The following is a 21,634-nucleotide window of genomic DNA, read 5'->3' as shown; positions in this document are numbered from 1 at the left end:
AGGCTTTATTCTCCCACTAACAGATTTTTCAAACCAGCCAGGTGCGACTGTGCCAATGCTTTGGACTTTGTCTCATTGGCTTCTCCTGTTTTACCAAACCATTCCAGACTATCCTGTGGTAATTCATTGAGAAAACGGCTGGGTTGGCAATCCTGTAACTCTCCGGCACGCCGACGTTGTCTGGCCAAAGTAAAACATAAACCTTTTTGCGCTCGGGTAATACCCACGTAAGCAAGGCGGCGTTCCTCTTCAATCTGATCTTCATCAATACTGACCCGGTGAGGTAACAATTCTTCCTCCATACCCACAAAATAAATATAGGGAAACTCCAAACCTTTTGACGCATGCAAAGTCATTAACTGGACTGTTTCTGTATCAGGTTCCTCAGCCTGCTCCAGGATATCAATTAAAATTAATTTGTTGATGACATCAGAGAGTTGTTGCTCAGGCTCTTTAGCTAATAAACGTCCTACCCATTCCACCAGTTCCCAGACATTATCCATGCGTTTTTGCGCTTTGGCTGGTGTATCGCATTGCTCATAAATATAAGCTTCATAACCGCTCTCTTCAACCATGTCCCGCAGCACATTGACTACAGTTTCTGTTTGCGTACGGGCTTTAATTTGTTGAAGCCAGTTCTTGAACGATTGCAGAGCAAGGCGGGGTTTGTCAGCCAGTTGTTCGCTAAGTGCCAGATGATCAGCACAAGCATAAAGACTTTGGCCTCTTTTTTGCGCGTAATACCCCAGGGAAGAGAGGCTGGTTTCACCAATTCCTCGTTTAGGTGTATTGATTACTCTTAAAAAAGCGGCATCATCAGCTTCATTACAAAGTAATTTAAGGTAGGCGAAAATATCTTTGACTTCGGCACGCGCAAACCACGACACGCCGCCGCTAATACGGTAAGCAATACCATGATGACGTAATACCTTCTCAAACACACGGGATTGATGATTGCCACGGTATAAAATCGCATAATCACCATAATGATTTCGATAGCGTAATTTGTGGCTAATCAAATCAGCGACTACTTGTTCTGCCTCATCGTTTTCATCCTTACAACAAAGAACGCGCAACATCTCGCCATAACCTAAATCACTCCATAATTTTTTATTGAATAAATGCGTATTATTGGCAATTAAATGATTGGCTACATGAAGAATTCGGCTGGTCGAACGATAATTTTGTTCCAGTTTTATGAGTTTCAATTGCGGGTAATCCCGTTGTAACTGCGCCAGATTTTCAGGTTTTGCCCCACGCCAGGCGTAAATGGACTGATCATCGTCACCAACAACGGTGAAATGGGCGCGAATCCCTGTAAGCAACTTGACCAATTGGTATTGACTGGTGTTGGAATCCTGATATTCATCCACCAATAAATGGCGGATTTTGTTTTGCCAATACACGAGAATGTCAGCGTTATTGGTTAAAATACAAACGGGTAAACGTATCAGATCATCAAAATCTACCGCATTATAAGCTTGTAACGCCTGTTGATACCGTGGATAAAGTTGTGCTACTTCCTCATGGATTGGTGAGTCAGGGGAGCTGTTCATCACCATCTCAGGTTCATGTAGCTCATTTTTCCATCGCGAAATTTGCTGTTGTACCTGCATCAGATAATCCCTGTCACGGGCCTTGCCTGCCGGCAGAAAGTGACGTAACAGTTGAAGACAATCTTCACTGTCAAACACAGAAAAACCGGGTTTTAAAGAACATAGCGCCGGGTTGCGTTTAATGATGCTTAAACCAAGAGTATGAAACGTCGCAACTTTTAAACCTCTTCGATAATTGGCAGATAACACAGAGGCGATGCGAGTACGCATTTCATTGGCCGCTTTATTCGTAAACGTGACAGCGCAAACCGTATTGGCCGCATAGCCGCACTGCTCAATAAGGTATGCTATTTTCTGAGTGATAACCCGGGTTTTACCACTTCCGGCTCCCGCCAATACCAACAATGGCCCCTCGATGTATTTCACTGCTGCCATTTGTTGAGGATTAAGCATATTGTCTTTCCGTCTAAAAAAGGGACATTATCGCGCGCTAAAGGCAAGCAGGCAATCTACTTTATGCTAGAATAAAGCATTGCTTTTTATTTTCCCTCTACTGACGGGTTTACAAGGTTTACAATGAAACAGACCGATTCTCTACAGCCCTTTATGTTTGAACACGCTAATATTCGTGGCCAGATAGTTCATATACAAGATAGTTACCAAGCGATAATCAATCAACATCCTTATCCGCCCATGATCAAATATTTACTCGGAGAGGCACTGGCTTCCTGTCTGCTTTTAACAGGCAGTGTTAAATTTGAAGGAGAATTAAGTTTACAGTTTCAAGGTGATAAACGTTTTCCTCTACTGCTTATCCAATGTGATAATCAATTGTCCCTGCGAGGTCTCGCTGCTTATCAGGAAAACCTGGAAACTCAGGATTATGCTGAAGCTTTTATAAAAGGGCGCATGGTCTTAACCATTAATCAATATAATCAAACACAAGCGTACCAAAGTATAGTGCCTATTCAGTCCACATCGATGAGTGAAAATTTGATGCACTATTTTGCTCAATCTGAACAGGTGGCAACAAAAGTATGGCTGGCGGTAGGAGACGAGAGAGCGGCCGGCATGTTATTGCAATTAATGCCAGGTCAGGACAGTATGCAACGAGAACAATTTTGGGAGTACGCAGTGCAACTGGGTCAGACCGTTCGAGAAGAAGAATTATTAGATCTGGATAATGAAGCGCTTTTACATCGATTATATCACGAAACCGAATTGCGTTTATTTGAACGTCGTAGCGTACGCTTTCAATGTCGATGCAATGAAGCCAAAATGAAGGAGATTTTAAGAGTTTTGGGTGAGAAAGAGGCTAATAATCTTCTGAAAGAAAGAGGAAAAATAGAAATTGGCTGTGATTTTTGCAATAAACACTATAGCTATGATGCTATTGACATGGCGATGTTGTTTCGTCAATAAACTTATGCACTCTGCTCAAGAGGTGAGGGTCAGGCCCTAATTATTCTTTTGAGCAGAGAATAGATATCAACGAATCTGATTTTTTATGGTCATTTCTAACTCATTCAATGGTTTAACGGGATTTGGCTTCGTAAACAATCCTAGCTTTGTTTCACTTAATCCGCAGGTCAAAAAAGAAAGCATTCGCAATAAAAATTCCTTTATTACTGCATGCCAATCATCATGTTTATGTAGAGTGGTAGCTTCATTAATAGCTATTAGACATTGTGCTTTAAACGCTTTTTTTGCTTGACTGGTATGCTCAACCTGTAAAAATGTTACCTTTTCTGCGACCAGTTTTTCACATAAAATAGTCGCCTCTTTGGCTGCTTGTGCATAAAGAGGATTATTATTTTTTTTATTCATTTCAGCCGCTTTTTCTCTAAAAATGTCTATATAGTTATCAAAATTAATACTATCAAGAAATAGCTGCCGTGTATGTTTTCTACGCTCCATTATTTTATTATCACGCAGAGAATGAAGATCGAGAGGTGGATGTTGATTTTTTAACCAATTATCATAAATTTTTTTAAATGCATGTAATGTTTCAATAGCAGATAATTCTTCATGTTCAGCATTTTTCATAGTCGCTTTGCTCAACGCTGCTTTTATATCATTTTTTTCTTCATCTGGTAATTTAACAAAGTCGCTCAAATTCCATAATCTTGTTAATAAACCAAGCATATTTTTAACATCATTATCATAAGTATCATTGAGAAATGCAGTATCCGCTTTTTTCTTTCCAGATGCTATTTCCTGTGCAAAGCCAAAATCAATTAAATGGGCCAGATTTCTGTCTAAATCGATTATTATATTTTCATCATGAATATCAGCATGTATCATACCTTGTTGATGGATTTCATTTAATTTTTCCAACATATTTATTGTAATTTCAAAACGCTCCCAGATATCAAGCACTTGATGCCCATATTGATCAGTAAGTAATAGGGTCTTTAAAGTTTTACCGGGAATTTTTGCCATATTAATATAAGCAGCTTTTTTCGTTATTACCGAGCTTTGATAATCCAGGGAGGGAATTCGTTGCATTAACCTGATTTCTTTCTCTGCGTGTGCTTTTTGTGCTGCAAAAAAATTTTTTTTATCTACTAAAGAATCGTGTCTAAATCTTATTTTTTTAATAACACGAGTATTATAAGAAAATTGTATTTCAGTACCATCCCAATAAAGTTCTTTTGTCCTTATAATCGAACCATTAGAGCTTTTATCATAACGCTTTCTTTTTTCATCAAAATTATAATTTTTATCGCTATTTTTAGATAAAATTTGCAATGCATAGCCATTATATTTTGGGAAAACTAAAATAGAATGACTGAGACTAAACGGTTGAGCGGTATTTTGATTATAAATTACGAGATTACCTTGACTATTCAGTTTTTTGCCAAATTTAATACGGGTTTCTGAATCTAATTGTTGCTCCTTATGTAACTGTTGCTTCAGAAAATGACTAAAAATCTGTTGGTGCTCTGAATTATTTTGCAGATTCATCACATCGATCAATATCGGTTCTTTGCCAGGCATTATTTTCTCTTAATACATCTAAATGTACTATATTATACACAATATTTATTAAAATAAGATCGATTGATTTATAAATTCACTGCAAAGGCAGATCCCTGGAATATACAATAGAATTAGCACTGAATGAATTCTGGAGAAACTCACCTCGCATCGCACGTAATATTTGCTGTAACGTTAAAAATTTTGCGCTGAGTTGAAAATATAAATCGGCCTGTTCCTTTTCATGCAGTTCACCGACCGTTAAATAGGCTGCCTGTCCCATATCCGCAAAATAATCCAGACTAACCCGGCGTTTGGCGGCCATACCAGGAAAAAGCCCGCAGAAAAGAAGGCTTTTATCACCAACCTCCCGTAAAAGCTCTACCTGGTGCTTCCCTCGGGCTTGCATGGAATCAAGAAAATCAAGAGCAATAACCGATTCAATCAGTTTAGGTCCTTGAGAGAAACGCATTAGGAGAAAAACAAGGTAACTTTCTGTATTTTCACCCAATATCAAATGAGTGGAGGCTTGCGCTTCATTGACTAGTGCATGCCATTGACTTATTTCGGTAGGATGCAAAATTAACCGCTTCATAATATGCCCCTTTTCCTTCATTCTAATTTTAGTGTAGCAAACGATATACCAAAATAAATGAAGGGGTGTGGACATTTCGCCAGATTGAGCCAAAACAGGGGCTATTTTGAGCGCCTGAACGCAGCCTGTTCGTAGTTATAATCGGGTTATCTGTTATTGAATTATCAGTGCGTCAAAAAATTGTCCTCTCTCATTGGAGCGACGCGCAATAGGAATGACGAAATCCGCGACAAATGCTTGCCAAAACTTATGGTATAAGTAATTTTGTAGCGGGTGTTCTTCGCTGATTGGAAAACAAGGACCATGATTCGCTTCCAAAAACCACAATTGACCTTCATTATCAACCATAAAATCAAAACCAAAAATAGCCAGAGTACGGTGGTTATTGCAGATAAAAGCTTCCGGGTAGAGATATTGTAAATTCTTGATTACAGTGGTCACCCTGGTTTTTATCTGCGGATAAAGGGAGGCAAAGAAAGTAAATCGTTGAGAAGGAATTTGAATAACGTTTTCAGTATCGTCCTGCAAATGCTCATTGGTTAAATGAGAGCGTAAGTCAGAAAAATCATGAGCAGTAAAGGGATGCAGCGCGACATTCATATAACCCTGCGGATAAAGATAAGCTCCCGCATAATTGGTAATGACAACAAACATACGAATACTGTATTTATGGTGTTCTCTAAGCAGATGAGGATTAGTAATATAACGTTGTAAAACGTGTTCGCCCCCTAAACGCTGAGAGCAAAGGAAATGCTGTTCTAATTCGTCAGGCTGTTGGAAAATTTTAATTCCCTGGCCATTATTCAATAATGCCGGCTTTAAAATCCAAACTACAGGATCAAGTTGATTTTGCCTTAATTCATTTTGTTTATAAAAATCATGAGTTAACTGCTCCAGAATAAGAGGCCAGTTTTTATCATTAATACAATAAGTCAAAGGCATAATTTGCGGGCAATAGCATGCCATCAAATCACTTAATAAATGCTTGAATTCAAGATGTTCAGCGGCCTTTTGATGAAATTGAAAATTCTGTTCACTAAAATCAGCCTGCCCATTAAAATAACAGGAGCGCCAGCCTCTTTTTTGTAAATAACGCTTTAAATTAAAGTACGTGGGTGATTGTGATTCATCCAGACAAAAATAATATTGGCGAGACATAATCCTCTGGCTATAGGGTTAAAAGAAACTGATAGTATAGTAGAAACTCACTTTTAAATGACTACCAACCCAGAATCTTTTTTATAAGCATTGCAAAATAAATTTGCAGTGTGTATAAGAAAATTATTGCAATAATTTCTGATATACAATCATGCAGCAATACAAATCTATTTTAATTTATGGTTTCGCGATTTTTGCGATGTTTTTTGGCTCGGGTAATCTGGTTTTTCCCCTGCAAATTGGCTACACAGCAGGCACAAGCTGGTTAACAGGCTTTGTGGGACTGTTCCTGACAGGGATTTTATTACCATTAATGGGGCTTTTTGTAATTAAATTATATCAGGGAAATTATCATGCTTTTTTTTCTGGCGCCGGAAAATTGGCAGGCACTTTACTGCCTCTGCTAATGCTCTCTCTGCTTGGTTCTTTTGGCGTGGTGCCTCGTTGTATAACAGTGGCTTTCGGCAGTTTTAGTTATTTTTTGCCCAATCTAACCTTGGGTGTATTTAGTTTTATCTTTTGCACGATCACTTTTTTCTTTTGTTTAAACGATAAGGTAATGATCAAAATTCTTGGTCAATGGATGAGTCCTGTGTTGCTGATCACATTGCTTATTTTAATTAGTATTGCAGTTATCAAGGCACCTGCTCCGACAGAAACACCTGCTTTAAATCCTGCTTTTATGCAGGGTTTCATTACAGGCTATCAAACCATGGATTTATTTGCTGCCTTCTTTTTTTCAGCCCTGATATTTACGCAAATTCAACAACAGTTCCCTCATGCGAATAATCGGCAAATACTTTTATTCGCTATAAAGCCCAGCCTTATTGGCGCTATTTTGCTGGCCTGCATCTATCTTGGTTTTGTTTTTCTTGGTTCGCATTATTCGTTTTTGCTTGGCCATACGACACCTGAGCTGATGCTTCCTCGTATTGCTACTCAGGTTATGGGGAATCATGCCGCGCTGTTTATTGGCATTGCGATGTTTTTTTCCTGTCTGACCACGGCTGTTGCTTTAAACAATCTTTATGCCCGTTATCTTTGTACGGCATTAAAATTAACGTCTAATCAATTTTCTCTCGTGTTGTTAGCTACGACGGGGTCGTCTTTTATTATTTCACTATTGGATTTTAAAGGCATTGCGGCCTTTTTAGCGCCGATCCTTCAATTGACTTATCCTGGAATTATTGCATTAACGTTTATTACCCTTTTTATTAAAGAAGAACATGTTTTCAAAAAGACTTTATTCTATGTCATCACCTTTTGTATGGGTGTCCCGTTTGTTTGGCATAGGATTTATTAAATAATCCATGTATAATAACCAACCCGTAAGCACGTACTCCGCTTTTACATCATTGCTTAAAAGCTCTGTAGTCCCGCTTTATCATCACATAGGTCATTTATGATTGAAAAAATTCGAAATGTCGCCATTATTGCTCACGTCGATCATGGCAAAACTACTTTAGTAGACAAGTTATTGCAACAGACCGGTACCTTGAATGAGCGGGCGCCAAAAGTTGAACGCGTGATGGACTCCAATGATTTGGAAAAAGAACGCGGTATAACCATTCTTGCTAAAAATACCTGTGTTCATTGGCATGGGTATCAAATTAACATCGTTGACACGCCGGGCCATGCTGATTTTGGTGGCGAGGTTGAACGTATTTTATCCATGGTAGACAGTGTATTACTATTGGTCGATGCTGTGGATGGCCCCATGCCACAAACGCGCTTTGTGACTCAGAAAGCATTTGCTCGTGGTCTGAAACCTATTGTGGTCATCAATAAAATTGATCGTCCGGGCGCTCGACCTCATTGGGTTATGGATCAAGTGTTTGATTTGTTTGATAACCTGGGCGCGACTGACGAGCAACTGGATTTTCCAGTTGTCTATACTTCGGCGATCAATGGCTATGCCAGACTGGATTTGGAGGAGCAAACCAGCGATATGAGTGCCTTGTTGCAAACTATTGTTGATAAAGTGGCGCCTCCCGATGTAAATCCGGAAGGTCCTTTCCAAATGCAAATCAGTTCGCTGGATTATTCCTCTTATGTAGGGACTATCGGAATTGGTCGGATTAGTCGTGGGCAAATTAAAGCCAAATCACCCGTTAAAATTATTGATAAAGACGGTAATTCGCGCAGTGGTCGTTTGTTGCAATTGCTTGGTTTTAAAGGATTGGAGCGAGTGGAAGTAGAGGAAGCGCGTGCTGGTGATATTATTGCAATCACGGGTATAGAACAGCTTAATATCTCCGACACCATTTGTGATCCGAATACGGTAGAAGCCTTGCCACCTCTGACGGTTGACGAGCCGACCATTAGTATGACTTTTCAGGTCAATGATTCTCCTTTTGCTGGCCAGGAAGGCAAATTTGTCACCAGTCGTAAAATTCGTGAACGCTTGCAAACCGAATTGCTGCATAATGTGGCACTGAAAGTGGAGGATACCGAAGATCCTGATAAATTCAGAGTCTCCGGGCGAGGTGAACTCCATTTATCTATTCTTATTGAAACCATGCGGCGTGAAGGTTACGAGCTTGCCATTTCAAAGCCAGAAGTCATAATGCGGGAAGAAAAAGGGGAGTTGCTGGAACCTTATGAACGTTTAACGGTGGATGTAGAGGAAAGCCATCAAGGTAGCATTATGGAAAAATTGGGTGAACGTCGCGGTGAATTGCAGAATATGTTGCCAGATGGCAAAGGCCGTGTGCGTCTTGATTATATTATTCCTACTCGAGGCTTAATTGGATTCCACACAGAGTTCTTATCCAGCACTTCAGGTACAGGTCTAAATTATCATGTCTATGATCATTACGGTCCTGCTGTGAAAGGACGTATTGGCAAACGTAACAATGGTGTTTTAATTGCCAATTGTCAAGGTACGGCGCGCGGTTTTGCGCTCTTTAATTTGCAGGAGCGTGGCCGGTTGTTTATCGAACCACAAACTCCCTGTTATGAAGGTATGATCGTGGGTATTCATGCGCGTGATAATGATCTGGTTGTGAATGTCACTAAAGAAAAGCAATTAACGAATATTCGCGCATCAGGAAGTGATGAAAATATTATTCTGACGCCACCGATCAAGCTATCGCTAGAACAAGCACTCGAATTTATCGATGATGATGAGTTAGTGGAAGTTACACCCGAAACGATACGTATACGTAAAAAATCATTAAAAGAGCACGAGCGTAAACGCGCTTCACGTACTGTGGGTGATGATTAAGGACAAGTTTGTTCGTGCGCGAATTTATCTATAAATTAAGCATGAGGCTAATTTTATAGGTCGATTTTCCTGTTTACATGAGGATAGAGCAAATAAAAATGTAATCGTTAGCGTGTGGCGTCAATTGAAAAGAATGCTACGCTCCAGGGCTTGTCCCTGAGAGTTCCTCTAACTCATGGGTAATTGATTTATTTAAAGTTATTTGACTTTCTGTGATTTTGATTTGGGTCATTCCCTCCAGATGACTCAAAATAACACAGATACTTATCGTTACTTTTTGTGTTCATCTCTCAGAGCTTGTCCGTGGAATCGAGAGCGTACGTCAATCCTTGAACCTGCGGGCACGTCTTGGGATGCAGGTAATGAAAATTGCCTTGTATAGCTGTCATGGCTTGAACCGCAACATGCTATTGTTTCCGCTATAGAGCATACGCAATCATAAAATCACGAAAATATAGTCTCTAATTTTGTCCTTCCGCGCCTGCTTTATAATCATAACACTGAAGCGTAAATTCTTGGTTATGTAAAAAATGACTCCACTTTTTCTGCTACGGCCAGTGTATCCTGATAACCAAGATCAATAAGCTCGCGCGTAAATCCGGGTTCAAACAATAGAAAACTGACCAGATCACCGGAATGATGTTTCGCACCTAATACATTGAGTAAAAAACGAAGCAAGGCAGGCATTGCATTGTATTGCGCTTGAGCAAGAACAGCAATATTGGTACTTGGCCTTAAATGAAAGGTCTGGATAGGGCGCCAGGGAGAGCGACGCTTTTTCCACATGGATAATAAACAGGCGATATCATTCATGCGATTTACCATTTCAATATCGCGATCCAGATTATCCAGAAACAAGCCATTTAACATGCTTCCCAAAATATTCGCAAAACCAATATCGCCGTTACGCAAGCGCTCAGGATCTTGAAATACGGGGATCTGGCGGGTACCTAAAATTAGAATTTTTTCTACTTGAAAGCGTAAGGCGCCACGCAAAGGGGCAACCAGACCAATACTTCCGTCGCCATAATGAAAACCATCGATTTTAACTGTGGGAAAGAAAAGAGGCAACGCACTGGAGGCCAGAATATGCTCCATACATAAAGTGACTTCCTGGCTGGCGTGACGGGGATAATGCCAGTCCTCAAAATAAGAAGTGCCATGTTGATAAAATGAAATAGTCTGTTCGGTTTCATAGCAATGACTAATTACCTCAACGGCCTCAAGATGACTATTGATAATATTGGCTTCAATTAACTCAAAGTCGATACTGTTACTAATAAAATCATGCAATGGTGTTGTGTCAAGAAGATGGCCTGACTGGCGCTGTTTGGTAAGCAAATTACTTAAATTACGCAGTACTGATTTACTGAGTTCATAATTCGAGGCATTAAATATTTGCTGACAACTGATTTCAGACCAGATAGCTTCAAGTTTCTCAAGTCCTGCGGGAAAGTCATGGGCGTTTTCAGCGAGTATCGCGGCATTAATACTGCCAACACTGACACCGCTTACTACTTCAAAGGGAAGCGTTTTTATCTGCAAAATATGACCCAACGCTTTTAAGACGCCTGCTTGATAAGCACCCCGAGCACCACCACCGGCTAAATAAAGGGCTTTTCTTGCCATAAGTTTTTATTTTTTTTATAGATTATTAGGAATATAGTTGACTTGGGAGGGGTCTGGCAAGAAATAAGTCTTACAAACTTTGGATTAGATAATGAATCGTTGGCTTATTACAAAAAAAGTATTTCACTTTACATTTACAGCTAAAGTAGGATAGCGTTATATAAAGGCTTTCACGAAGTGAAGGAAATCATGCTGACTTTGTTTCATGAGCAGCCGCGTGCATTTTCCATGATTTTTATGTTGGAAATCTGGGAACGTTTTGGTTTTTATACCGTTCAGGGCATTCTTACGTTATTTTTTATTCGCTTTTTGGGTTTTAACGACAGTCAGGCTTATTTTACCTTTGGCGCTTTTTCAGCATTAGTGTACGGTATGGTTGCCATAGGTGGCTATCTGGGAGACAAAGTTTTAGGAACAAAGCGTACTATTGTACTGGGTTTAATAACGCTTGCGCTTGGTTATCTCGCCTTAACGTTCGCGTCTGAAAAACAAGTCTATTTGGCTTTGGGACTTATTTGTGTCGGCAACGGACTATTTAAAGCAAATCCCTCCAATTTGCTGGCAAAATGTTATGAAGAAAATGATCCGCGCTTACATGGTGGATTTACGCTTTATTATATGGCGATTAACCTGGGTTCGACGGTCGCCTTATTCCTGGGGCCGGCGTTATCTGAGCGTTATGGTTACTCCTATGCTTATTTCCTTAGTTTTATTGGTCTGGTACTTGGGCTGGTAAATTATTTATTCCAGCGCCAGCATGTGGCTAACGTATTCACTGCTGCTGATAATAAGGTAATAACACTCTGGCAATGGTTCCTTTTAATTGGAGGGATTATTGCGGCTACTCTTATCGCTGCGTATTTATTGCAACATGTAAGATTGGCTGAGGGGCTGGTCTGGTTAGTGACAATTCTCGTTTTAGGTATTTATTTTTTCTATTTGTTTCACGAAAAAAGAAGAGGACGTATGCGGATGCTGGTTGCCTTGATCCTGATGTTAGAGGCAATTGTGTTTTTTACTCTTTACCAGCAAATGCCTACTTCATTAAATTTATTTGCTGTTTACAATGTTAATCCTTCCTTACTGGGTATTCCTATTAATCCACAAAGCTTTCAGGCGCTCAACCCAATCTGGATTATTGTGATGAGTCCAGTTTTAGCCAGCGTTTATAAACGACTTTACGATCATGGTTTTTCTTTTCTTATCCCTTATAAATTTGCGGCAGGGATGCTTTGTTGCGGTCTGAGTTTTAGCCTGCTTTATTTTGCCAGATACTCGCATGACAGTTATGGCATCGTTTCGTCCTGGTGGTTAGTTGCCAGTTATTTTTTTCAAAGTACAGGCGAACTTATGGTTTCAGCGCTCGGTGTTGCCATGGTGGCTGAGTTAGTTCCGCCGCAAATTGCAGGCTTTGTGATGGGGATGTGGTTTTTAACTACTTCGATTGCAGGTTTTGTGGGCGCTTCAGTGGCCTCATTGACGGCTCTTCCAGTTGATGTTGCTTCCGGCATGGAGTCTTTGCTTATCTATACGCAGGTTTTTGCCTGTATTGGTATTGTTACCTTGAGCATTGGTGTAGGGATGTGGTTTATTTCAGCTTATCTCAAACGTTATATTTAATATTGTTAGTTTTCTTCAGACTAATCCTCTGTTAAATGTAAATAATAACGCCTTGATTTTTATATCAATTCAATTGGCTTAATATTTGGTTAATAAATTATCATTATCATAGTCAGAGTTTATAGCACTTTTGTTTATGGGGGGTATATGTCTGGGAGAATATTACTTAGTTCCAGGTCACGAAAGTTAATGGATTCACTCAAACAAACCAATCTATCACCTTTCAATCTTCTTGGGGATATAACCACTTTTACGTACCCTGAATTTATCAATTGGTTTAATAGCAATCAAAAAATAGACAATAAGACACGCTATATTTTAGAATCATTGTACACCTCACTTTTAGTAGATTTACGTAATTCTTTGTCCATTCAGATAAAAGATGAGACTACTGGAAAAACGACTAATGGATTTTCCAAGCTTAAATTTATATTACTTGCTATTGCTGGAACAATTTTTTGTGGTTGTGAAGGTTTTGATGGCATAACTGCTATGTTAGGTGTTTTTTCATTGCCTGTAATAGCTACATTTGCTGCCGGAATTCTTTTTTCCGCCCTGTCCATCATGGTTTTTTATGCTTTTGATCTCGTCGCAATTTCAAATTATCTAGGGGTCGCTTTGAAGAAGACGCCTGAAATTGTGGATATTTATTTAGAGCAGGTTAAAGAAATTGAAAGTTTACGCATAACTTACGACAAACGTTACACAACGCATGATTGTCGACAGCTTAAAGAAGATATTGCACTCATTAGGGAGCTAATAAGGCGTTATAATGATTTAGATAAAGTAAGAAATACATTAACCGAGTTAAAAGAAAATAAAAGTTTGAAAGTCGCCAAATACGCTACGGCGGCTATCGCTGGTGTTATCTTTTTTAGTGGAGGTTTCTTTGCCGGGCAAACGGTAGCTTTAGCTATTGCGGGATTATTTTTTGCCAGTGCCATTGTGCCTACTTTTTGGCCTGTTGTTTTGGTCAGTGTTCTGGTTGGTTTGGCCGCTTTTAGCGTGTACTGGTTTGTTGAACGACCCGGAATAGAAAATCTTATTGGTCGCTTCATGGGTCTGGATCAGGAAAAAATTGACAAATTTTGTTCTGATAAAAAGGTGGAAGTACAAAAAGACAGATTGGGAACGCTATTAACCAATATGGAGCATTTTCTCGATAAGACTGAGAAAGCAGATCAAATCTATAAAAGCAGCGAGAAAAAGATATCAGAAAAAGTCACCCGGTATCAGAATGCTGAAGGCAGCAATCCTTATGGTTTTTATCCCTGTTTAACTAATTCAGGCCCGAATAAGCTCCTGATTAATAATCCAGGACAACCTGAATTACCAGTTGATAATTTAATCAGAATTTAAATGCCCAGAATTGATTTAGCAAAAGGCACCGTAATTTTCCGCTGGGCAGCTAAAGAGGCTTTGTCCAAATCATTGAGTATCTGATTTAAATCATGCATGTTGCGCGTGCAACGATTTAGCAAAAATTGAACAACGCTCGTCGGTAAAGTAAAACCACGTTTGGTGGCATGTTGCTGCAAGGTTTTTATTTTTAATTCATCACTTAATTCATTAAGTTGCGCGACTAAACCCCAGGCCAGGCGTGATCGCAAATCTGCCAGTTGAATCGTTAGGGCGGAGAGAGGTTGTTGGCTACTGATAAGCAGAATAGTTTTATCATTATCACGTATTCGATTGTAAAGGTGAAATAAAGCTTCCTCCCAGGCTTTATCTGTAGCAATGGCTTCAATATCATCAATAGCAAGCAAACGTTGTTCCGCTAAACCCTCGATACTTTCAGTACCCCATTCTTTAAGTATGCGCAAAGGTAAATAAATAGCCGATGCATTGTCCATCGCCTGACAGCAGGCTTGAAGCAAATGGGTTTTGCCACACCCTGTTCCTCCCCAAAGATAAAAGAAACGCTCGCCCTGACCATTCAGACTATTAATAAGCTGGTGTTGCAACAGCCTGTTCGTTTCCCAGCAAAAATCGGCGAGAGTGGCTTCCTCATTAAGTTGGATCGTTAAAGCTAACTGACGGTTCATTTGATAAGCGGATCAATAGAGCATGCTTTCCTGCTCCACGTTAGAACATAATCAACATAAGTGGCTGCAGTCGTTAATGCGGTAATGAAGATGAGTGAATGAATCAGATAGGGAGTAAATTCAAAAAAAGCCAGTTCAAAAAGGCAAAATGTCACCAATGTTAATTGTAAAGTAGTATTAATTTTACTTAACCATGTGGGTTCAAAATCAAGCTTGCGCTGCACAAACCAATACCAGGCTATTACACCCGCAGAAATCGTTAAATCTCGTAGAAAAACCAGAATAACGAGCCACCAGGGAAGCTCGCCCAGCAATGCCAGGGAAATAAAGCTGGAAGCCACCAATAATTTATCTGCCAAAGGATCAATAAAAGAACCCAAAGGACTTTGCCAATGAAAATGGCGTGCTAACCAGCCGTCGAGAGCGTCAGTAAATCCTGCAAGAAAAAACATGTAAAAAGCATGGATGTATTCATGATGATAAAGAAATATTAAAAAAGGTGCTATCAATACCAGGCGAAGCAAGGTAAGCACGTTGGGTATGTGTTTTAATATCATTTGTAAAGACGGTAATTTCATAAGCCCCCAGCATGTTTAGGGCCATTGTATCATGTTACGCCGATGGCTTTGGCAATTTGGCACCAGGTTTATAAAAGTGTATACAATACTGCCTCTGCTGTCACGCAATTAAGAAGCCTGGGAGATCTAAAAGCCTTTTTCTGCTTGCTTATCGCTATAACCAGGCATCCAAAACAGGATCAGATTCTGCACGTACCTGGCACATTATGCTCTTCCATTAACTCAGGCACGTCTGGTTTAACCTGTTTCTTTCTGGTTTTTACGATATAATATGGCTATATTACCAATTAATTGTATCAGCTGGGCCTGAAGCTCAGAACAGAGCGTGGCTGCAATGAGTTGTCTGTCTTCTTTCTCGGTACCATTAATTTTTATTTTGATTAATTCGTGAGCCAGTAAGGCAATATTGGTTTCCTCAATAACTGCCGGGGTCAAGCCTTTCGCCCCCAAAAGTACTACAGGTTTTAAATGATGAGCTTGTGCTTTTAACGCCTGCTTGAAAGTGGTATCCATTAATGGTTATCTCTATTAAATGGTAAATTATTGCACGTTTCGCTGGGAAAAGGTAGCAAATTTCAGTATTATGATAGTTTTCTCTTCCTTAACGAAATTGCTATGTCCCGTTCCAAAAGTAGTAAACGCTGGTTACAGGAACATTTTGATGATGTTTACGTTAAAAAAGCTCAGGCCGAAGGCTATCGTAGCCGTGCCGTTTATAAATTAAAAGAAGTCGATGAAAAAGAACAATTGTTAAAACCGGGCATGACCGTGGTGGACTTGGGTGCTGCTCCCGGAGGATGGGCACAATATGTAGCGGAAAAGCTGAAAGGACATGGTATTATTGTAGCATTAGACATATTGCCAATGGACAGTTTGGCAGGTGTGGAGTTTATTCAGGGGGATTTTCGTGAGGATGAAGTACTGGCACAATTAATGAATGTAGTGTCTGAACGTGGAGTGGACTTGCTTTTATCGGATATGGCCCCAAATATGAGTGGTTCAGCAGTGGTTGACATTCCTCGGGCAATGTACCTGGCAGAACTTGCTTTCGATTTTGGCAATAAAATGTTAAGACCTGGGGGATCAATGTTAATGAAGATGTTTCATGGTGCTGGATTTGATGCGCTTGTCAAGCAGGCGCGTTTACAATTTGATAGAGTCATTATTCGAAAGCCTCAAGCTTCGCGTTCTCGCTCACGGGAAACCTATTTGCTGGCGAAGGGCTATAATTTATAGTAACTTTATCGTTCTAACGTCGTAGAAATACGTCACAAATCGAGGTTAATGCTTTGAACGACATGGTAAAAAATTTATTCCTATGGCTGATTATAGCAATCGTGCTGGTTTCTGTATTCAGTAATTTCGGTCCGCGTCATAATACTGCGGAGAAATTATCTTATAGTGAATTCCTCAAAGAAGTTGATCACGGAATGATTAATTCCGTAATTATTGAAGATAATAAAGTCATTAAGGGAATGACGAAAAACAATCGTCGATTCGTGACCTATATGCCGATGCAGGACGATGCTTTATTGGGTGAATTATTAAAATCAAAGGTTGAAGTCAGTGGCCAGGAAAAGCAACAGGAAAGCTTTTTATTGCACTTGTTTATCAACTGGTTCCCCATGCTGCTCCTGATTGGGGTCTGGATTTTCTTCATGCGGCAGATGCAGGGCGGTGGTGGTCGAGGAGCCATGTCCTTTGGCCGCTCTCGTGCCCGTCTTCTCGGTGAAGATCAGGTAAAAGTTACTTTTGCAGATGTTGCTGGAGTGGATGAGGCGAAAGACGAGGTTAAAGAGCTGGTAGATTTTCTACGAGATCCTTCCAAATTTCAGAATTTAGGCGGACGTATTCCACGAGGTGTCCTGCTTGTTGGCTCACCTGGAACGGGTAAAACGCTGTTAGCGAAAGCGGTTGCTGGTGAAGCTAAAGTACCATTTTTCACTATTTCAGGTTCTGATTTTGTGGAAATGTTTGTGGGGGTAGGTGCTTCTCGTGTCCGAGATATGTTTGAACAGGCTAAAAAGCACGCGCCCTGCATTATCTTTATTGATGAAATCGATGCGGTGGGAAGACATCGAGGTGCCGGACTTGGTGGGGGGCACGATGAACGGGAGCAAACATTAAACCAATTACTGGTAGAAATGGATGGATTTGAAGGAAATGAAGGAGTTATTGTAGTTGCTGCTACTAACCGTCCTGATGTACTGGATCCTGCTTTGCTGCGTCCGGGTCGCTTTGACCGTCAGGTGGTTGTACCTTTGCCCGATATTCGGGGTCGTGAGCAAATTCTAAAAGTACATTTACAAAAAGTGCCTATCGATAAGCAGGTAGAAGTTTTGCCAATAGCCAGAGGAACTCCTGGCTTCTCGGGTGCAGATTTGGCAAATCTGGTTAATGAAGCCGCTTTGTTTGCTGCACGTGCTAATAAGCGCAAGGTAAGTATGCTCGAACTGGATAAAGCAAAAGATAAAATTATGATGGGTGCAGAGCGCCGCTCAATGGTTATGGATGAAAATGAAAAAAAATTAACAGCCTACCACGAAGCAGGTCATGCTATTGTAGGGTTACTGGTTCCTGAACATGATCCAGTCTACAAGGTTACCATTATCCCTCGTGGTCGAGCTTTGGGCGTCACCATGTTTTTACCGGAGCAGGATCGCTATAGTCATAGCAAGCGTCGTCTTGAAAGTCAGCTATCCAGTTTATTTGGTGGTCGTATTGCTGAAGAACTGATTTTTGGAGTGGAAAGTGTGACCACAGGCGCGTCCAATGATATTACACGAGCAACAGAAATATCGCGTAAAATGGTAACGAGCTGGGGTTTATCCAGTCTGGGGCCTCTTACTTTTGGCGAGGAAGAAGGCGAAGTCTTTTTGGGAAGAACTGTCAGTCAGCATAAAGAAATTTCTGATAAAACAGCGGAACAGATCGATGAAGAAGTTAGACAAATTATCGACAGAAATTATCAGCGGGCTAAAGAGCTTCTTCTTGCCAATATGGATAAACTACATTTAATGGCCGACGCTTTGATTAAATATGAAACAATCGATGCGGCACAAATAAAAGAAATTATGTCAGGTCATGAACCTTCACCGCCGGAAGGTTGGGGGACATCCAGGATTGTGGACACCGATAAAAAAGATGAAGACAAAAAGCCAAAAACAATTAATGGCAAAGCAGTTGATCATCCTGCGGGTGAACATTAAAATAATGTTCATAAGCGAGCTGACGCTAAATACATAGTATTGTGTATGCTGTAAAAAATAGTAAGTGTTTATACAGTGGCGTCAACTCAGAGGAGCGCAGGTCATGAAGAACAGACCTATTTTCTTCGATGGATTCCTATTAAATTGGCATTATCATCAGGTAACAGGCAGCTTGATGGTTTTTTCTACTCTGAGATTTTGTGAATACAGAACAATTTAAGCAGTGGTGTGAATTTTATAGTCACTTCCCGTTAAAAGCCCACCAACAGCAAAGCCCCCTTATTATGGGTATCCTGAATGTAACACCGGACTCTTTTTCTGATGGGGGTTACTATTATGAAAAAAGTCATGCGCTGGTGCAAGCTCGTAAAATGATAGCTGCTGGCGCTGATATTATCGATATTGGTGGCGAGTCTTCAAGGCCAGGGGCAACAAGGGTCAATGAAGCGGAAGAATTAGAGCGTGTGGTGCCGGTAATCGAGCAACTGCGGGCAGAAAGCGATATTTGTATCTCTATTGATACTACTAAACCACAGGTTATGTCTGAGGCTGTTTATGCAGGTGCCGCGATGATTAATGATATAACAGCGCTTCGTAACGAAGAAGCGTTAGTTACAGCAGCAGAGCTGGATGTGCCTGTCTGTTTAATGCATATGCAAGGAGAGCCACAGACAATGCAAAAGGAACCGCAGTATGCTCAGGGTGTAATCCACGAAGTTAACAGGTTTTTTACTCAACGTATCCAGATTTGTCTTGCTGCCGGGATAAAACCCCATCATATTATTCTGGACCCCGGTTTTGGTTTTGGAAAAATGCCCGTACACAATTTACAGATAGTTGGGCAGTTTACAAGTTTTCAACAGCATCAATTACCCTTGATGCTCGGTGTTTCCCGTAAAAGCACTCTTGGCATGATCCTTGATAGTCCTGTTAATAAACGTTTAGCCGCAGGGTTGGCCGTTGCAGTGTTCACCGCACTGCAGGGTGTGGCAATTATCAGAACCCATGATGTTGCTGAAACAAAGCAAGCGTTGGAAATGGTAAATGCTATTTGTGAGGCAGGTAAGAATAAAGTGGGGATTGGCAATGAATCAACGTAAATATTTTGGTACAGATGGTATTCGAGGGCAAGTTGGTTTCTCCAATATTAATCCTGAATTTATCTTAAAATTAGGATGGGCCGTGGGGCGTGTTTTTGCCAATGGTCAGCGTAAAAAAATAATCATTGGTAAAGATACACGAGTATCCGGTTATATGCTGGAGTCCGCACTTGAAGCGGGCCTCTCTGCTGCGGGTATTGATGTCAGTTTATTAGGTCCTATGCCTACGCCTGCCATTGCCTATCTTACTCAGACATTAAGGGCCAATGCCGGTATTGTTATTAGCGCCTCCCATAATCTGTTTGAAGATAACGGGATAAAATTTTTTTCAGCTGACGGCAGTAAATTACCGGATACTCTGGAGTTAGCTATCGAGGCGGAAATGGACAAGCCTCTTCAAACAGTCGCCTCGGTAAAATTAGGTAAAGCTACGCGGATTAACGATGCGCCTGGGCGTTATATTGAATTTTGTAAGTCAACGATTCCTTCATTAACTCGTTTATCGGGTCTTAAAATCGTTGTCGATTGTGCAAATGGGGCGACTTATCACATTGCGCCTAATGTATTTAGCGAGCTGGGTGCAGAAGTTGTTGTTCTGGGAGATAAGCCCGATGGGTTTAATATTAATCAGCAATGTGGTTCTACCTCGCCGGAAGTTATGCGGCAATCCGTTTTACAAACTGGAGCGGATGTAGGTATTGCTCTGGATGGTGATGGCGATCGGGTTATTATGGTAGATGCAGCCGGTAATCTGATCGATGGCGATCAAATCCTCTATATTATTGCTAAAGATAGACACCAAAAAGGTTTATTGCATGGTGTAGTGGGAACATTAATGAGCAATTATGGTCTGGAGAAAGCAATAACAGCGATGAACGTCCCTTTTATGCGAGTAAAAGTTGGCGATCGCTATGTTTTGGAGGCATTAAAGGAACAAAACTGGAAAATTGGAGGTGAGTCTTCAGGTCATATCGTTTGCCTGGATAAAACAACGACAGGTGATGGTATTATTGCTGCTTTGCAAGTGCTCTCATGTATGGTGAAGCAGGAAAAAACGCTTCAGCAATTAGCTGCTGATGTTCAATTATTACCTCAGACCTTAATCAATATTAAAACAGAACACGCTAGTTTGCTGGCTGAAAATCCTGCGGTTATAGAAGCGGTCACTGCTTTATCGCAACAATTGCAAGGAGAAGGTCGTGTTTTGCTCCGCCCATCGGGAACGGAACCTGTATTACGTCTTATGGTTGAGGGTTTTAATAGAGAGCAGGTAAAATGCCAGGCTCGACAACTTAGCGAAGAAATCATCGAAATTGAGAGGCGACAGAATAAACCCATCTGATTTTTGAGACTCTAAAAGCCCCTCTTCCACCCTTATTTATTGTGCTTTGTATATCTTGTACTGAACAATAGCCATTAACGCGAATTGCCGCCAAGTTGGCATTTCAATTAGGCTTAAGTTTTACTTGATTTTTAATGATGCCTACGTACCGTGGCTTTGCAAGCGTCAAGTAAAATTTAAGGCTAATTCACAGAGTCGGCATTCATAGGGATTTTTAATAAGACATTGGAAGCCCATTTTCGTCGGCAATTGGGTACTTTTTTTGAATTTTTTGTTCAGGGTAAACGCATCTAAATTTTAAGCAATTGCCACTCAATTGATTTATAAGCTATATTTGCTTCTTTTTGAAAAAGGTTGCATCATGGAAGGTTTATTTGTAGAAATTTTTTCCCAAATTCCCGATCCTCGAATAAATCGTACGCGCAAACATTTATTTTTGGATATTATTGGCTTAGCCTTATTTTCAGTATTAGCTGGTGCTCAAAGTTACACTGAAATTGAAGATTTTTGTTGCCATCATATTGATTGGTTAAAAAATTATTTTAAGTTACCTAACGGTGTGCCAAGTCATGACACTTTTTCAAGAGTGTTTTCAGC

General features: G+C 40.4%; 18 protein-coding genes. 10 read left to right on the top strand and 8 right to left on the bottom strand.

The window, feature by feature from the left end; genetic code table 11:
* Positions 1-5: 5 nt before the first annotated feature.
* Entirely contained in the window at positions 6-2,009 is a 2,004-nt protein-coding gene (locus T345_RS0109420; protein WP_028389133.1) for a UvrD-helicase domain-containing protein, read from the bottom strand.
* Positions 2,010-2,132: 123 nt separating this feature from the next.
* Here T345_RS0109420 and hslO point away from each other — a divergent pair, with 123 nt between their 5' ends.
* On the top strand, positions 2,133-2,978 hold the full coding sequence (gene hslO / locus T345_RS0109415; protein WP_028389132.1) for an Hsp33 family molecular chaperone HslO: 846 nt from the start codon (positions 2,133-2,135) through the stop codon (positions 2,976-2,978).
* Between the two features lie 66 nt (positions 2,979-3,044).
* On the opposite strand, the gene T345_RS0109410 is transcribed toward hslO, so the two are convergent.
* From T345_RS0109410 to T345_RS14010, 3 genes are all read right to left on the bottom strand, one after another.
* Complete coding sequence (locus T345_RS0109410; protein WP_028389131.1) at positions 3,045-4,556, bottom strand: protein kinase domain-containing protein; 1,512 nt, start codon at positions 4,554-4,556, stop codon at positions 3,045-3,047.
* A 76-nt stretch (positions 4,557-4,632) separates the two neighbouring features.
* On the bottom strand, positions 4,633-5,130 hold the full coding sequence (locus T345_RS0109405; RefSeq protein WP_028389130.1) for a hypothetical protein: 498 nt from the start codon (positions 5,128-5,130) through the stop codon (positions 4,633-4,635).
* Between the two features lie 153 nt (positions 5,131-5,283).
* Positions 5,284-6,288, bottom strand: a complete 1,005-nt coding sequence (locus T345_RS14010; RefSeq protein ID WP_051555221.1) for a YheC/YheD family protein — start codon at positions 6,286-6,288, stop codon at positions 5,284-5,286.
* A 151-nt stretch (positions 6,289-6,439) separates the two neighbouring features.
* On the opposite strand from T345_RS14010, the gene T345_RS0109395 reads away from it, so the two are divergent.
* Both T345_RS0109395 and typA read left to right on the top strand, forming a co-directional pair.
* Complete coding sequence (locus T345_RS0109395; protein ID WP_028389129.1) at positions 6,440-7,591, top strand: branched-chain amino acid transport system II carrier protein; 1,152 nt, start codon at positions 6,440-6,442, stop codon at positions 7,589-7,591.
* A 99-nt stretch (positions 7,592-7,690) separates the two neighbouring features.
* Positions 7,691-9,514, top strand: a complete 1,824-nt coding sequence (gene typA, locus T345_RS0109390; protein WP_028389128.1) for a translational GTPase TypA — start codon at positions 7,691-7,693, stop codon at positions 9,512-9,514.
* 519 nt (positions 9,515-10,033) lie between these two features.
* Here typA and T345_RS0109385 read toward each other — a convergent pair.
* Positions 10,034-11,143, bottom strand: a complete 1,110-nt coding sequence (locus tag T345_RS0109385; protein ID WP_028389127.1) for a patatin-like phospholipase family protein — start codon at positions 11,141-11,143, stop codon at positions 10,034-10,036.
* 189 nt (positions 11,144-11,332) lie between these two features.
* Here T345_RS0109385 and T345_RS0109380 point away from each other — a divergent pair, with 189 nt between their 5' ends.
* Positions 11,333-12,763 (top strand): oligopeptide:H+ symporter, encoded by a 1,431-nt coding sequence (locus T345_RS0109380; RefSeq protein WP_028389126.1) that lies wholly within the window; start codon positions 11,333-11,335, stop codon positions 12,761-12,763.
* 189 nt (positions 12,764-12,952) lie between these two features.
* A complete protein-coding gene (locus T345_RS14005; RefSeq protein WP_051555220.1) occupies positions 12,953-14,122 on the top strand; it encodes a hypothetical protein in 1,170 nt (389 codons plus the stop codon).
* On the opposite strand, the gene hda is transcribed toward T345_RS14005, so the two are convergent.
* From hda to yhbY, 3 genes are all read right to left on the bottom strand, one after another.
* Complete coding sequence (hda, locus tag T345_RS0109370) at positions 14,119-14,808, bottom strand: DnaA regulatory inactivator Hda (protein ID WP_028389125.1); 690 nt, start codon at positions 14,806-14,808, stop codon at positions 14,119-14,121. The two genes, T345_RS14005 and hda, sit on opposite strands and share 4 nt — an antisense overlap.
* Complete coding sequence (locus T345_RS0109365; protein ID WP_028389124.1) at positions 14,805-15,365, bottom strand: CDP-alcohol phosphatidyltransferase family protein; 561 nt, start codon at positions 15,363-15,365, stop codon at positions 14,805-14,807. Before T345_RS0109365 ends, hda begins: the two co-directional genes overlap by 4 nt.
* A gap of 258 nt (positions 15,366-15,623) precedes the next feature.
* Positions 15,624-15,899, bottom strand: a complete 276-nt coding sequence (yhbY, locus tag T345_RS0109360; protein ID WP_028389123.1) for a ribosome assembly RNA-binding protein YhbY — start codon at positions 15,897-15,899, stop codon at positions 15,624-15,626.
* Between the two features lie 102 nt (positions 15,900-16,001).
* Here yhbY and rlmE point away from each other — a divergent pair, with 102 nt between their 5' ends.
* From rlmE to T345_RS0109335, 5 genes are all read left to right on the top strand, one after another.
* The gene (rlmE, locus tag T345_RS0109355; RefSeq protein WP_028389122.1) at positions 16,002-16,622 is read left to right on the top strand and encodes a 23S rRNA (uridine(2552)-2'-O)-methyltransferase RlmE; all 621 of its coding nucleotides are present in this window, start codon (positions 16,002-16,004) and stop codon (positions 16,620-16,622) included.
* A 62-nt stretch (positions 16,623-16,684) separates the two neighbouring features.
* Positions 16,685-18,595, top strand: coding sequence for an ATP-dependent zinc metalloprotease FtsH (ftsH, locus tag T345_RS0109350; RefSeq protein ID WP_035918667.1), 1,911 nt, complete (start codon positions 16,685-16,687; stop codon positions 18,593-18,595).
* Positions 18,596-18,795: 200 nt separating this feature from the next.
* Positions 18,796-19,695: a dihydropteroate synthase gene (gene folP / locus T345_RS0109345; protein ID WP_028389120.1), complete on the top strand. Its 900-nt coding sequence runs from the start codon at positions 18,796-18,798 to the stop codon at positions 19,693-19,695.
* Positions 19,682-21,037: a phosphoglucosamine mutase gene (gene glmM / locus T345_RS0109340; RefSeq protein WP_028389119.1), complete on the top strand. Its 1,356-nt coding sequence runs from the start codon at positions 19,682-19,684 to the stop codon at positions 21,035-21,037. Before folP ends, glmM begins: the two co-directional genes overlap by 14 nt.
* 361 nt (positions 21,038-21,398) lie before the next feature.
* Positions 21,399-21,634 (top strand): transposase family protein (locus T345_RS0109335; protein WP_028389118.1); only part of this gene is annotated, 236 nt, incomplete at its 3' end.

Origin of the sequence: Legionella fairfieldensis ATCC 49588 (assembly GCF_000621525.1) — a bacterium.
Lineage (GTDB): Bacteria > Pseudomonadota > Gammaproteobacteria > Legionellales > Legionellaceae > Tatlockia > Tatlockia fairfieldensis.
This window is presented reverse-complemented; position numbering and strand designations above follow the sequence as displayed.

Bases quoted from the DNA above. Each gene is read 5' to 3' on its own strand.
- T345_RS0109420 (WP_028389133.1), bottom strand. From the start codon at position 2,009: ATGCTTAATCCTCAACAAATGGCAGCAGTGAAATACATCGAGGGGCCA.
- hslO (WP_028389132.1), top strand. From the start codon at position 2,133: ATGAAACAGACCGATTCTCTACAGCCCTTTATGTTTGAACACGCTAAT.
- T345_RS0109410 (WP_028389131.1), bottom strand. From the start codon at position 4,556: ATGCCTGGCAAAGAACCGATATTGATCGATGTGATGAATCTGCAAAAT.
- T345_RS0109405 (WP_028389130.1), bottom strand. From the start codon at position 5,130: ATGAAGCGGTTAATTTTGCATCCTACCGAAATAAGTCAATGGCATGCA.
- T345_RS14010 (WP_051555221.1), bottom strand. From the start codon at position 6,288: ATGTCTCGCCAATATTATTTTTGTCTGGATGAATCACAATCACCCACG.
- T345_RS0109395 (WP_028389129.1), top strand. From the start codon at position 6,440: ATGCAGCAATACAAATCTATTTTAATTTATGGTTTCGCGATTTTTGCG.
- typA (WP_028389128.1), top strand. From the start codon at position 7,691: ATGATTGAAAAAATTCGAAATGTCGCCATTATTGCTCACGTCGATCAT.
- T345_RS0109385 (WP_028389127.1), bottom strand. From the start codon at position 11,143: ATGGCAAGAAAAGCCCTTTATTTAGCCGGTGGTGGTGCTCGGGGTGCT.
- T345_RS0109380 (WP_028389126.1), top strand. From the start codon at position 11,333: ATGCTGACTTTGTTTCATGAGCAGCCGCGTGCATTTTCCATGATTTTT.
- T345_RS14005 (WP_051555220.1), top strand. From the start codon at position 12,953: ATGGATTCACTCAAACAAACCAATCTATCACCTTTCAATCTTCTTGGG.
- hda (WP_028389125.1), bottom strand. From the start codon at position 14,808: ATGAACCGTCAGTTAGCTTTAACGATCCAACTTAATGAGGAAGCCACT.
- T345_RS0109365 (WP_028389124.1), bottom strand. From the start codon at position 15,365: ATGATATTAAAACACATACCCAACGTGCTTACCTTGCTTCGCCTGGTA.
- yhbY (WP_028389123.1), bottom strand. From the start codon at position 15,899: ATGGATACCACTTTCAAGCAGGCGTTAAAAGCACAAGCTCATCATTTA.
- rlmE (WP_028389122.1), top strand. From the start codon at position 16,002: ATGTCCCGTTCCAAAAGTAGTAAACGCTGGTTACAGGAACATTTTGAT.
- ftsH (WP_035918667.1), top strand. From the start codon at position 16,685: ATGGTAAAAAATTTATTCCTATGGCTGATTATAGCAATCGTGCTGGTT.
- glmM (WP_028389119.1), top strand. From the start codon at position 19,682: ATGAATCAACGTAAATATTTTGGTACAGATGGTATTCGAGGGCAAGTT.